The sequence below is a fragment of the Erythrobacter sp. S267 genome, from assembly GCF_057365045.1.
Genome location: NZ_CP200298.1, coordinates 40604 through 53350 on the forward strand (window position 1 = coordinate 40604; position 12747 = coordinate 53350).

General features: G+C 57.6%; 15 protein-coding genes. 7 read left to right on the forward strand and 8 right to left on the reverse strand.

Annotated features, from left to right (window positions below):
• Positions 1–139: 139 nt before the first annotated feature.
• Positions 140–1234, forward strand: coding sequence for a fatty acid desaturase family protein (locus AC0V6X_RS00220; protein ID WP_486182581.1), 1095 nt, complete (start codon positions 140–142; stop codon positions 1232–1234).
• Between the two features lie 4 nt (positions 1235–1238).
• On the opposite strand, the gene AC0V6X_RS00225 is transcribed toward AC0V6X_RS00220, so the two are convergent.
• The 8 genes from AC0V6X_RS00225 to AC0V6X_RS00260 all read right to left on the reverse strand — a co-directional run bounded on the left by AC0V6X_RS00225 (position 1239) and on the right by AC0V6X_RS00260 (position 8793).
• Complete coding sequence (locus AC0V6X_RS00225) at positions 1239–1538, reverse strand: hypothetical protein (RefSeq protein WP_486182582.1); 300 nt, start codon at positions 1536–1538, stop codon at positions 1239–1241.
• Between the two features lie 44 nt (positions 1539–1582).
• Positions 1583–2113 carry a GNAT family N-acetyltransferase gene (locus tag AC0V6X_RS00230; RefSeq protein WP_486182583.1) on the reverse strand — a complete coding sequence of 177 codons (531 nt, stop codon included), beginning with the start codon at positions 2111–2113 and terminating at the stop codon, positions 1583–1585.
• Positions 2110–3207, reverse strand: coding sequence for an LPS export ABC transporter permease LptG (gene lptG / locus AC0V6X_RS00235; protein WP_486182584.1), 1098 nt, complete (start codon positions 3205–3207; stop codon positions 2110–2112). Before lptG ends, AC0V6X_RS00230 begins: the two co-directional genes overlap by 4 nt.
• Positions 3208–3231: 24 nt before the next feature.
• Complete coding sequence (locus AC0V6X_RS00240) at positions 3232–4482, reverse strand: LptF/LptG family permease (RefSeq protein ID WP_486185489.1); 1251 nt, start codon at positions 4480–4482, stop codon at positions 3232–3234.
• Positions 4483–4651: 169 nt separating this feature from the next.
• Positions 4652–5152 (reverse strand): DUF427 domain-containing protein, encoded by a 501-nt coding sequence (locus tag AC0V6X_RS00245; protein WP_486182585.1) that lies wholly within the window; start codon positions 5150–5152, stop codon positions 4652–4654.
• A gap of 9 nt (positions 5153–5161) precedes the next feature.
• Positions 5162–5605 (reverse strand): ATP-dependent Clp protease adapter ClpS, encoded by a 444-nt coding sequence (clpS, locus tag AC0V6X_RS00250; RefSeq protein ID WP_486182586.1) that lies wholly within the window; start codon positions 5603–5605, stop codon positions 5162–5164.
• Positions 5606–5878: 273 nt separating this feature from the next.
• Positions 5879–6532, reverse strand: a complete 654-nt coding sequence (locus tag AC0V6X_RS00255; protein WP_486182587.1) for a phasin family protein — start codon at positions 6530–6532, stop codon at positions 5879–5881.
• 311 nt (positions 6533–6843) lie between these two features.
• On the reverse strand, positions 6844–8793 hold the full coding sequence (locus AC0V6X_RS00260; protein WP_486182588.1) for a PHA/PHB synthase family protein: 1950 nt from the start codon (positions 8791–8793) through the stop codon (positions 6844–6846).
• A gap of 179 nt (positions 8794–8972) precedes the next feature.
• Here AC0V6X_RS00260 and AC0V6X_RS00265 point away from each other — a divergent pair, with 179 nt between their 5' ends.
• From AC0V6X_RS00265 to AC0V6X_RS00290, 6 genes are all read left to right on the forward strand, one after another.
• Positions 8973–10172: an LL-diaminopimelate aminotransferase gene (locus AC0V6X_RS00265; protein ID WP_486182589.1), complete on the forward strand. Its 1200-nt coding sequence runs from the start codon at positions 8973–8975 to the stop codon at positions 10170–10172.
• Between the two features lie 141 nt (positions 10173–10313).
• Positions 10314–10865, forward strand: coding sequence for a hypothetical protein (locus AC0V6X_RS00270; RefSeq protein ID WP_486182590.1), 552 nt, complete (start codon positions 10314–10316; stop codon positions 10863–10865).
• A 30-nt stretch (positions 10866–10895) separates the two neighbouring features.
• The gene (locus AC0V6X_RS00275) at positions 10896–11246 is read left to right on the forward strand and encodes a hypothetical protein (RefSeq protein ID WP_486182591.1); all 351 of its coding nucleotides are present in this window, start codon (positions 10896–10898) and stop codon (positions 11244–11246) included.
• A 13-nt stretch (positions 11247–11259) separates the two neighbouring features.
• The gene (locus AC0V6X_RS00280; protein WP_486182592.1) at positions 11260–11832 is read left to right on the forward strand and encodes a hypothetical protein; all 573 of its coding nucleotides are present in this window, start codon (positions 11260–11262) and stop codon (positions 11830–11832) included.
• Between the two features lie 8 nt (positions 11833–11840).
• Positions 11841–12248 (forward strand): JAB domain-containing protein, encoded by a 408-nt coding sequence (locus AC0V6X_RS00285; protein ID WP_486182593.1) that lies wholly within the window; start codon positions 11841–11843, stop codon positions 12246–12248.
• On the forward strand, positions 12245–12625 hold the full coding sequence (locus tag AC0V6X_RS00290) for a winged helix-turn-helix domain-containing protein (protein WP_486182594.1): 381 nt from the start codon (positions 12245–12247) through the stop codon (positions 12623–12625). The genes AC0V6X_RS00285 and AC0V6X_RS00290 overlap by 4 nt, the downstream gene beginning before the upstream one ends.
• The last annotated feature ends 122 nt before the right edge of the window (positions 12626–12747 follow it).

The following is a 12747-nucleotide window of genomic DNA, read 5'->3' on the forward strand; positions in this document are numbered from 1 at the left end:
CATGGGAGAGGACGCAAGAGGCGAGGGCGGATGCTCCACCGACCTTGCGAACCAAACAGTCGATCACACTGATGGGAAAGGCGAGTTTGCCGAAGCGACGTCAAATGCGGTAAAGGCGCTCAAATTCTGATAACAAACAATGACAATGCACCAACCAATCCCCTCGACCCATTCTGCCGACAAACCGGTTGCCCGCGCCACCCGCGCTGATTTTCAGACGCAGGATGACAAGGACATGCTGCGCGCTGCTCGTGATCTGACCAAGGATCTGGGCGAGGCGAAGGGTAGCATCTACTGGCCCGACATGCTGATTTCGGCAGGGCTGGGCTATGGCGGTATCGCGCTGGCGATTGCTACGGACAATCTGGCTGTTGCGATTGCGGCGGGGCTGGTGGCCTCGCTCGCAATGTATCGCGCGCTGATGTTCATTCATGAGCTGACGCATATTCACAAGAACGCGCTCCCCGGTTTTCGCACCGGTTGGAACCTGTTGGTCGGCATTCCGCTGTTGACGCCCAGCTTCATGTATGAAGGCGTGCATGTGATCCACCACAAGCGCACGCAATATGGCACGGTTGAGGACCCGGAATACCTCCCGCTCGCGCTGATGAAGCCATGGAGCCTGCCGCTCTTCGTGATCGTCGCTCTGCTTGCACCGATTGCGTTGATGATCCGGGCTGGCATTCTGGTGCCGCTGGGCTTGGTTATTCCGCCGATCCGCAAACTGGTGTGGGAGCGGGCTTCCTCCCTGTCGATCAATCCCGAATTTCGCCGCAAGCCCCCGACCGGCGACCTCGCCAAGCGCGTAACTTGGCAAGAAGCGGGCGTCTTTGTGTGGAGCTGGGCGCTGGTCGGCAGTGTCTTTGTGCTGGGCTGGAAGCCTTTGCTGGTGGCGCTCGCGATCCTGTCCTTCACCGCGCTGCTTAATCAGCTGCGCACGCTGGTTGCACATCTCTGGGAGAATGAGGGCGAGCCGATGACCGTGACCGCGCAGTTCCTCGACAGCGTGAACGTTCCGCCTCCGGGCGTGCTGGCGGAAATCTGGGCGCCGGTGGGCCTGCGCTATCACGCGCTACATCACCTGATGCCCTCAATGCCCTATCACGACCTGCCCGAAGCGCATCGCCGGCTGGCGGGAGAACTGGGGCAAGGCTCAACCTATGAGGGGGCGAACCATCCCGGCATGTTTACGCTGGTCGCCCGGATTGCCCGTTCGACCATGATCGCGCGCTGACGCGTCACTGCTTGATCGGCTGGACTTTTGAGCCGGCTGGCGGAGCCGTCATTCCGGGCGGGTTCGATCCGCTCTCCATCGTATCGGGCAGGACCGGCGTGCCGTCGGCTGACATCTCTCCGCCATCCAGACCCACTCTGCCGACACCCTCGCCATCGAGCGCGGCTTCGGCGTCGCTGACCGCATCATCGGGATTGTCGAGCGGGATTGCCTCGGTGATGTCGGGAGCTTCTTCTTCCTGGCCCTGACAGGCGGCAAGCGCGAGTGGAGCGGCGATACAGGCGATGATGGCGACGCGTTTCATGGGGCGGTTCTCCTCGATTGCAGTGCGACTATAGCGCGAGGCGTTCAATCGAGGAAACATATCATCGCACAGCGCCGTTCAGCGGGAAGGCCGTCATCGACTTCATTAGCAAGTTCGCCCGCAAGCCGGGGATGCGCGTCGAGGGCGGTAACTTCCTCAAACCCCAGCTTTGCATAAAAGGGCCCGTTCCAAGGAAGGTCGCGAAAGGTGGTTAGGGTTAGGGCCTTGAACCCCGCATTGTGCGCGTCGATCTTGGCCGCGCGCAGAAGACCTGCGCCAATCCCGTGCCCCTGAAAATCTGGGTGAACGTCCATTTCCCAAATGTGTAGCTCGCGCCGAAAGGGTTCGCTGACGAGGAAACCGGCCATCCGTTCGCCGACATGGCTGACCAGACAATGGCCCTTCCGGATCAGCCGGATAAGCTCTGGCTCTTCCCACGGATCGTCGAAGTCGAGGTTAGCGAGATCAGGGTCATCGGCAAACAACACCGATGCTGCACTTTCGATCTCAGGCATGAAAGCCGCATCTGCGGGGCGCGCAAGGCGCAGTGACCAGTCGGTTTGCTGAATGCTCATTCCTCGGTGCGGATAAGCACGGTCTCACCCACCAGCAGGAACAGGAAGAATGGCGCCCAGGCTGCGAGGAAGGGTGGGTATCCGCCAAAGCTGCCCATAGCGAGCGCCGCATTGTCGACCACGAAATAGGCAAAGCCCAAAGCCATGCCGATGATCGCGCGAACGAACAACTGGCCTGACCGCGCGAGCCCGAAGGCCGCGATGGAGCCAAGCAGTGGCATCAGCAAGGCAGAGAGTGGCCCCGAAATACGATGCCACCATTTAGCACGCATTTCCGAGGTGCGTCGACCGGCATCCTCGTAAGCCTCGATCGTTTCGCCGAGCTCCCAGAAGCTTTGCGCGTCCGGATCGACCGATTGCAGGTCGATCTGATCGGGGGTGAGGTCCGGTGCAACCACCAATTCGGGCAAGTCCTGCACCTGCGCCGCACCAACGTCGAAGCTTTGGGGGCTGTCCAGGCGCCATCCGGGTCCAGCGTAACTTGCGGTTGCTGATCGGACCTGTTCGCGGATAATCCCCCCTGGCGCGCGCGTGTACCAGGTGACGCCGGTGAGCGTGATATTTTCGCCTGTCCCCGTCAGCGAAGTCGCCGTCAGGATGTTCTCACCATCGGTGAAATAGACATTGGTGCGAACCCCGGAATCCTCCGGGATCGCTCCATATTCGGCCGCATCCCACGCTTTCAGCGTCGCATTGGCGCGGGTAACAATCCGCTCGTTGAAGGCAAAGCTGATCACCGCAATCACGGCAGCGGTAAGCAGCAGCGGGGCAAGCACCTGGTGCGCCGACAGGCCCGCAGCCTTCATCGACACCACCTCGCTGTTCTGGTTCAACGTGACCAGCGTGATCAAAGTCGCCAGCAGCACAGAGTAAGGCAGGAAGCGCGCGATCAGCTGCGGTATGCGCAGGCTTGCATATTTAATGATCTCTGCCTGGCCATTGCCTTCAGGCGCGAGGATCTTGCCGGTCTGACCCAGCAGGTCGAGCGCCATCAGCACCAGCACCAGCATAACCAGCACCGCAAAGATGCGCAGGATGAACATCTTCGCCAGATAAAGCGTCAGGGTGCGCGAGGGGAAAAAGTCGAGCTGCATCGTCTAAAGTATCTGCGCCTTCGCCTATTCCGCCGGGGAGAGCGACGCTTCGCCCTCTGCCGAATGGTCGCTTTTCAGCGAAGCGGGCTGCTTGCGCGCAAACAGCTTGGCAACGCGTTTGGAGAGCTTGCCGAACACCGTCTCTAGTGCGCCCAACGCCTGCCCACCGGGCACATAAGCGGTGCGGTAGAACATCCACACGATAAGCGCGGCAAAGAGGAAGAACGGCCCCCATAGAGCAATGATCGGATCAATCCGGCCAAGGGCGGCGATGTCCTCCCCATACTGATTGATCTTGTGATAGGACACCACGAGGATGATCGAGACGAAGACGCCCAGCGCGCTGGTCGATCTCTTTGGCGGTATGGCGAGCGATACCGCAAGCAACGGCATCAGAAGCATCATAACCACCTCCACCATTCGGTAGTTGAAGGTAGCCTGTACTGCGTCGCGTTCAGAGCTTTCGGCCTGTTCGTTCCACCCGATACTTAGCAATTCGGGTAATATATATTCGCGGCTCTCATTCCCTCGATCTCTGAATTCTTCAATCCGGGGCAAGTCAATTGGCAGATCGTGGCGGCTAAAGGAGAGGACACGCGGCGTCGCACTGCCCGTGTCTTGAACGATGGTGCCTTCAGTCAGGCGCAGGATTATTGTGTCGGGGCTGTCGGTCGTCGCCATGAACGACCCTTCGCGCGCGCTAATTGAGAGGACCTGGCCCTCTTCGTTGGACACCCGCGCGAAAATGCCGATCAGGCGTTGGCCCTCATCCTCGCTCTCTTCGATCCGCAGCGCCATGCGGTCGGCGAGAGTGGTGAACTCACCCACCTTGATCGAGGCGCCGAGCGCACCGGTGCGCAGGTCGTATTCCATCTGCTCGTAATAATAGCGGCTGATTGGCTGGATGTAGAAGACAAGCGCGATGTTAACCGCGACCAGCACCAGGGTGATCGCGTAGGGCACCCGCAGCAGCCGCCAATAGGACAGGCCGACAGCACGCATCGTGTCGAGTTCTGACGAGGTCGCGAGCTTACGGAACGCCAGCAGCACGCCCAGCAGCAGGCCCAGCGGAATCGCAAGGCTCGCATATTCCGGGATCAACGCGCCCAGCATCTTGAACACGACGCCAATCGGTCCGCCTTCCACTGCGACAAAGTCGAACAGTCGCAGCATCTTGTCGAGCAGCAGCAGGGATGCGGCGAGCGCAAAGATGCCCAGCATTGGCACGACCACCAGCCGCAGGATATAACGGTCAAGACTGGGAAGGAAGTTCAGCACTCTTTGATCCGGTTGTGTCTGGCGCGAGAGCCGCGCTCCAATTGCTTGTCCGCGCCTCTGTCCGTGCCCTAGCGTCAAAAGCCGCGCGCGTCATGCCCCCGTTGCACTTAGTGCCCGATGAAGAGCCGCCTAACGCGCACAGCCTGTGCCATGCGCCAACTTAACCTTACCAGAAGCGGCTTCCGGGAATGCCTTTAAACGGTCCAGCCTCGTATTGGCTGATCCAGCCGCCATAGAAGCCACCCGGCTGCGGAGTGATTTGCTCTCCATCGACCAGACACTGATCCAGCGGGTCGGGGTAAAAGGCGCAGTATTCGCGGATGCCTTCGAACGCTTTGGTGGGTTTTGGGTAGGCCCACACTGCCGCCTCGATCCGCTCCTCTGCGATTACGATGTCGAAATAGTGTGCCTGCCCCTTCCATTCGCACAGAGTGCGGCGTGGGTTAGGATCGAGGTGCTCCATCGCGATGTCCGCGCGTGGGATGTAGTAGGTAGGCGGATGTGAGGTTTCCAGCGTGCGCCACGCATTGGTGCTTTCGACCAGCGTCACGCCGCGATGGATGATCGTGATCCGGCGCGCGGTGGGCTCGCATATGGCGGGGCGGGGGTAGTCCCAGACGCTCTCTTGTCCGGGGCCTGCGGGATCGGGTTCAGGATGGCCGAGCAAAGTAGGCTTTCAAGCCTTTTCAAGCGTGCATTGCAGGGGGTGCTGGTTCTCGCGCGCGAAGTCCATGACCTGGTTCACCTTGGTCTCGGCCACTTCGTAGGGAAAGATGCCGCACACTCCGACGCCTTTCTGGTGGACGTGGAGCATCACACGTGTCGCTTGTTCCAGATCCATGCCAAAGAAGCGCTTCAAGACCATCACGACGAATTCCATCGGCGTGTAGTCATCATTGAGCATCAGCACTTTGTACTGGCTCGGCTTCTTTGGTTTGGTTCGGGTCTTGGTGGCAACGCCTACTTCGCTTTCGCTATCATCGCCGCCTGCACCACCGGCATCATCTCCATCGCTGTCATCGCCGGCACAAACCGGTGCGAAGACGAGCGATGCACCGCGGCCTTGGCCGAGGGCTGGATCGAGTTGGAGCTCAATTGAAGATGAAAGCGTGTCGCGCATCAGACGTCCATTATGGGAAACGATCCCCAATTCGCAAGGCCAGACCTTCGTCGAGACCTTGTACCCACTAGTTCACGCTGTCTGACTGGCGATTGGGCGCAAAGCCTTAACATCGCCATAGTGGATCACACTGGTTGAGCCGAACTGGCGATACTCATGAAAAAGGGCCGGACGAACGCGCTATGGTTCATCCGGCCCTTGCGCCTAAGCGCTCTTTCTTGAACCGGGATTGGGAGAGAGAGAGGAGAGGCCCGGTCCAGAAACTGTGTTGGCTTATGCAGCCTTGTTGAAACGCTCAGTAGCTACGCTCACACGGTTCGAAATCGGCGCGAAAGCATCGTTGTAGAGCTTTACCAGCGCTTCAGTGCGCTTCGAACCAAACGACATAGCAGCGTCAAGGTTCCGACGGGTGATTTCACCCTGCAGTTCAAACAGCTCAGTCGGTGACTTGATGGTGGTCATTTTCTTGACGTCGGCTTGCACGGTTTCAACAACGCCCTTGCCGGTTTCGACGTCCGACTTCACAAGTTCCTGTGCGCCAGCGAAGAAGATCTTGCCGCTTTCGACGACAGCGTCGAGGTTAGCCTTGTTGAATTCACCAGCTTCACCAGCGATCTCGGTTGCCTTTTCGTAGGCACCCTTCACGCGGGTCTGAACGTCAGCAGCCATTTCCTTGGCTTGGGCGGTGATGTCGGTCTTTTCAGCAGTTGCCATGATAGTGTCCTTGAGTTTTGAAACGGGATTTTCAGCAGTCTTGGCAGCGGCTTTCACCGGAGCCTTTTTGGCAACCGGCTTCTTGGCCGGTGCCTTACGAGTTGTTTTCTTCGGAGCCGCCTTTTTGGCAGCGGCCTTTGCCGGAGCTTTTTTGGCGGGCGCCTTCTTTGCTGGGGCAGCCTTAGCAGCGGTCTTGGCCGGAGCCTTCTTCACCGGTGCCTTTTTGGCAGCGGGAGCGGCCTTCTTTGCTGGAGCAGCTTTTGCAGCAGGCGCTTTGGCAGCGGCTTCTGCGTATGCCTTCTCAGCAGCGGCGTCGATTTTCGATTTTGGTCCTGCGGTAGCCATAGAAACCTCGAATTGAATTCTTGCGAGAAGCGCTCATCGCCTCTTGTTGCACTGCACAAAATAGACATTGCGAGTGCGAAGTCAAGGGTTTTTTGTGCAGTGCACAATAAGGCCTATAGTCCTGAAAATACACGGAAGTTTGGGAGGTGAGCCGCAAATGTCTGAAAAATTCTTCGGCTCTACCTTGTCTTCACATAACTGCCCGGAGCATCCTCCAGCCCCGCTTCACCGCGTCCACCCGGCTTGCGCTTGCCGGTTGCCGCGACCTTCTTGGGGGCCTGTGCATCGAGCCATTCAAGCCAATGTGGCCACCAACTGCCAGGATGCTCCTCAGCGCTGGCGATGAAATCTTCCAAAGAGCTCGCATCCTTGTCGCCCAGCCAATATTGATACTTACCTGCGGCCGGTGGATTGACGACGCCTGCAATGTGGCCAGAGCCGGCGAGCAGGAACTCCATTGGTCCTTTGAAGTGCTCTGTTATGCGCCACACGCTTTCAGCTGGGGCAATATGATCCTCACGGCCTGCCTGCACATAGGTCGGCGTCTCGACCAGGGTCAGGTCAATCGGAGTGCCATCGGCGATAAGCGCATCGGGCACGACCAGCTTGTTGTCGCGGTAGAGGTCACGCAGATAGTCATTGTGCCATTTTGAAGGCAGGTTGGTGACGTCGCCATTCCAATGCAACAGGTCGAAGGCCGGATAGTCTTCTCCCAACAGGTAATTGTTGACGACGTAATTCCAGATCAGGTCTTTGCCGCGCAGAGCATTGAAGGTCGCGGCAAGGTAACGCCCATCGAGATAACCCTCATCCGACAGGCTCCCGATCATTTCGAGCTGACCATCGTCGATGAAGTGCTTCAGGTCACCGCTACGCTCAAAGTCGACTTGAGCAGTGAAAAAGGTGGCGCTTTTGACCTTGTCCGCCTCTCCGCGCCGCGCCAGCACTGCAAGCGTTGCGGCAAGGGTAGTGCCAGCGACGCAATAGCCGATCGCGTGAACAGCCTTGACTTTGAGCCGCTCGCGGATTGCGTCAATCACTTCGATTTGCGCGCGGATATAGTCGTCCCAAACGACATCCTTCATGCTCGCATCGGCTGATTTCCAGCTGACCACGAAAACCGTGATGCCTTGATCAACCGCCCATTGGATGAAGCTCTTTTTCGGGGTCAGGTCGAGGATATAGAACCGGTTGATCCACGGCGGGAAGATCACCAGCGGCACTTCGTAAACATCCTTGGTCGTCGGCGAATATTGCAACAGCTGGAACATCGGTGTTTCCAGCACCACCTTGCCCGGCGTCGCGGCCAGGTTCTCGCCCAGCTTGAACGCGTTGGGATCGGTATGGGTCAGTTGCCCGCGTTTAAGATCAGTGATCAGATGCCGCATGCCTCGGACCAGGTTCTGGCCTTTGGTCTCGACCGTGCGTTTCATCACTACCGGATTGGTGAGAAGGAAGTTTGCTGGGCTCATTGCCTCTGACAGCGCATTGACTGCGAACTGCAGTTGCAGCTGCTTCTCCTTGTCGAGACCATCCATACTGGCAGCGGCCTCTCGGAAGTATTCGGCGAGCATCAGATAGGTCTGATGGAGGAGCGCAAAAGCAGGCTGCTCGCTCCAAGCTGGATCGGCAAATCGCCGATCCTTGCGCGGCAGGTCGGCAGTTGCTGGTTGCTCTTCATCGCTGCCGGGGGAGGTGAGAGAGGACACCGTGTTGCCCAGCACGCTCTTCCAGAGCTCCATCGTATCCTTGGCGAACCTGGCCTGCGCGTCAAAACTCCCTCCGGGAAGTTGTTTTGCCATGCTTTGCGCGACCAGTAGCCATTGCGCAGGATCAAGCAGGTTCTTGCCCGAGGCTGCCTTCTCCGCAGCCTCGCGCGCTTTGCCTGCGACGAACTCGATCCACATCTGTTGCAGTTCAGCGCCAGCTTTGGCCCATTCGCCAAGGTCGCCAGCCTCATTCAATTGCGGAAAGGCGGCTGACATGGCTTCACCATCATTCGCGCCGCCCATGGTCTGAGCGAACAGATCTCGCATGGCCTTGCCTTGCATATCGAAGAAGGCGTTCACAGACGCTGCCTGATCGATCGCGTCATCAGAGTGACTTCCTGTCTTGTCTTTAGATGCCATAGACCCATCTGCCATTGCCGAGTGTCAAAGGAGCAGTTGCCCCACACACGGTTGCAACCTTTCCACCTCTTTGTGCTTCTAGCTCAAACGGGCCTTCACTTCGACCGCTAATGCCGTAGAGTTGCTAAAATTCGACGCTTAAATCAACGCCAATCGAGGACCTCAAATAAGGATCGAAAATGGACGACCAGTTTTACCGCATGAAGCGCTTACCGCCTTACGTCATCGCCGAAGTGAATGCGATGCGGCATGCGGCGCGGCAGGCGGGGCAGGACATTATCGACCTTGGGATGGGCAATCCCGATCAGCCTCCGCCTCAACATGTGATCGACAAATTGTGTGAAGTGGCAGCGAAGCCTGACGCGCATGGTTATTCCCAATCCAAGGGTATTCCGGGCCTGCGCCGCGCTAAGGCTAACTATTATCAGCGCCGGTTCGGCGTGGACCTCGACCCCGAAAGCGAGGTCGTGGTCACGATGGGATCGAAAGAGGGGCTCGGCAGCCTTGCCAATGCGATCACAGCTCCGGGCGACGTCGTGCTAGCGCCCAACCCGTCCTATCCGATCCATACCTTCGGCTTTATCATCGCAGGCGCAACAATACGTGCGATCCCGACAACGCCCAATGAGGATTATTGGCGCTCGCTCGAAAGCGCGATGAACTTCACGGTCCCGCGCCCCAGTGTGCTGGTCGTGAGCTACCCTTCAAACCCCACGGCAGAGACGGTTGATCTCGCCTTCTATGAGAGGTTGGTCGATTGGGCGCGTGACAACAAAGTCTGGGTGTTGTCCGACCTCGCCTATTCCGAATTGTATTATGATGGCGAGCCGACGCCCTCTATCATGCAGGTAGAAGGCGCAAAGGACGTCGCGGTTGAGTTCACCAGCATGAGCAAGACCTATTCCATGGCCGGATGGCGCATGGGCTTTGCGGTTGGCAACAAGCAGCTGATCGCGGCGCTGACGCGGGTGAAATCCTATCTCGACTATGGCGCCTTTACGCCGATCCAAGCAGCGGCTTGTGCGGCACTTAATGGTCCGCAGGACATCGTGGAAAGCAATCGCAACCTTTATCGTAAGCGCCGCGATGTCATGGTTGAGGCATTTGGCAGAGCTGGATGGGATATTCCCCCGCCCGCAGCCTCGATGTTTGCCTGGGCACCGCTCCCACCTGCATTAAAAGGCATGGGAAGCCTTGAATTTTCAAAACAATTACTGACTGAAGCGCAAGTCGCTGTTGCTCCCGGTGTGGGTTACGGTGAAGAAGGCGAAGGTTACGTGCGTATCGCAATGGTTGAGAATGAACAAAGACTTAGGCAGGCGGCGCGTAATGTGAAGCGCTATCTTGCAAGCCTTGGTGTGAACACTTCTGCTGCATAACAGTATTAAATGGTGGCAATAGGTGCAAAGATCACTTGGAACTCGTCGTAATTAAGTGCATTAGTTAAAAGCAATGTCTGAGTAGAGGTAAAAATGCCTAGGGATAGGTCACGGCCGCTTACGGAGCGACAACGCGCCGTGATGGAACGCATAGACCGAAGGGTCCCGATCAAAGTGATCGCGCGCGAACTCGAAGTGTCCGAGACTCGCATCAATCAGCATATCCGCGCTCTTAAGAATTTGTATGAAGTCGAAAGCCTGGGCGACCTGGTCGAGGCGTATCGCGCAGAAAATCGACGCAAGTCCGATGCCCCCGATCTCGAAAAAAGTTACGATAACGAGGCGGTTACAACAAAGCTAAAGGGCTTCAGCCCAGCTCCATACAGAAAAAGTCAGATACCGGCAGATACCGATGCGGCCGACAACCGTGAGCGGAACGACCCGGGAGAACTCGTACTCAGCGACGTGCTCCCATTGGAAGAACAGGCGCCTTGGTTGCGTACTGGAGAGCCGCAGGTTGTTCCCCGGGTGCTCGACGGCGAATACGCAGTTTGGGTCCGGCTCTTGGCGATTGTCGGGATTGCTTTTGGTGTCCTGGCTGCTGTGGTTCTGACTGTAACTGCAGCAATGACAATCAGCGAAGCGTTGGATGGACGTGCAGTCGTCCCGGTTGATGAACAAGGCTTCTCCTGATGGGCCAGGAGGCCTTCAGGAGTTAAGAAAATGTCCGAACGTTTAGTGGGCGACGCTCGCAACATCAAAAAGCTGATCCGCGAGGCAGAAGCGCTCGCCGATGAATCAATGATCGCCTTTTCACGTCTTAAGCAAGCGATGCTGATGGCGCGGCAAAACCCTGAGATCGAAGTGGCTGATGGACAGCGAGCTCTTATGCGCCTTGCCCAAGCTGAAAGCCAAGCGGTTGCCATGTCCAGCAATCTGCTGCGCGTACACAGTGAACTGAGTGACGTTTACAAGGTGAAGATGCCGAGCGACACCGACACACCGACTGAAATCGTACCCGAAGCCATCGCTCAAGATCCGGCCGAAGCGGCTAGCGTTTCAGAGCACGCATAGGCTTTAGAAGCTGATGTTGGAACTTATTGCCTCAGACCTTCGCGGCGTAATTCAGAATGGCCTTGTCATTCTGATTTGCGGCGCTGCGTTGATATGGGGCAGCGCACCGGAACGAGCCGTAGCAGTTGTTTGGCTAGTGCTCTTTGAACTCGCCAAATACCTCTATCGTTCGGTGCTGGGTAACGACACAGTACAGCTCTTGAGCGTCGATGCTTTTCTAACCCTTACTGACATCCTTGCGGGTGTTTTCTGGGTTGCTATCGCGCTCTATGCCAATCGAAATTATACTCTCTGGATTGCAGCCTTGCAGCTCCTGACCATCTTCGCGCATCTAGCACGGGGACTCAGCGACCTCATATCGCCCGTGGCGTATGTTGTCATGCTGGTGGGTCCGGGATGGGTGCAACTGATCATTTTGGCGGTCGGTTTGACCCGCCATATTCAGCGCAAGCGCATTTACGGTCCCTATCGAGATTGGCGGTTTACACGCTCACCGGCGCATTTCGCGCCGGTTGCGGCAAAGGCCGGCGTACAAGGCCCATGGTTGCCTGATAAGGCACAATCATGGCGGGATAATCTGAAATGATACCGTTCTTGCTCAAGGATCGCAGCAGAGCCCAACCAGCGGCTCTGAGTGAGCACGCGACGGTAGAGTTTCTCCGCAGCATGGTGGTCATCGCACCCCATGGGGTTGAACGATTTCATGTGATGTTTGTTGATGCAGAGCACCGATATATCGGCGACGTGCCCCTTGGCCATGGGCGCGCTGGCGGTCTTTCGGTGAGACTTCGAGACCTTTTTGAGCGAGCTCTATCGCTTCAGGCACAAGGACTTGTTGTCGCGCACAACCATCCATCCGGCCTTTGCCGCCCAAGTTCCAGAGATATCGAGTCGACCAAGAAATTAAGAAATTTGGCTGAGGCTCTCGATATCCAACTGCTGGACCATCTGATTTTTACAACGCGCGGGGTCTATTCAATGCGCGCAGGGGGTGATTTATGAGTTCGACCGCACCCAATAGGTTGGTCGTTGCTGACAATGCGACGCTGCCGCGGTTCCGTATTATCGGCGATGTGACGCTCGATCTGTTCCATCGCGATGGGAGGGTCGACGACAAATGGCTTGGCTTTCACCCGCGCGAGTTTGAACTGCTCTGGCGGCTATCGGAAGCTCCAGGCGAACGCGTAACCAAGAAGCAATTGCTGACAGAGGTCTGGCGCATCAACTTTGAGCCAGAGACGAACAGCGTCGCTGTGCATGTCGCCAGGGTCCGCGGCAAGCTGGCGCCACATGGTTTGTCAGGTCTGCTCGCAACGCATGCGGAAGGTGGCTATTTTGTCGATCTTCCACACCAACCCAAGGCCAACACGAAGCCGTGATCTGAGCGTACGGCACGGCTAGGCTGCGCATTTGCACTATTCTCTTCAGCTCTCCGCATGCTGGACTTGGCCCTTTGCTTGCGGCACTCTGACGGCCAACGCATCAGTGCGAGCCATTGAGG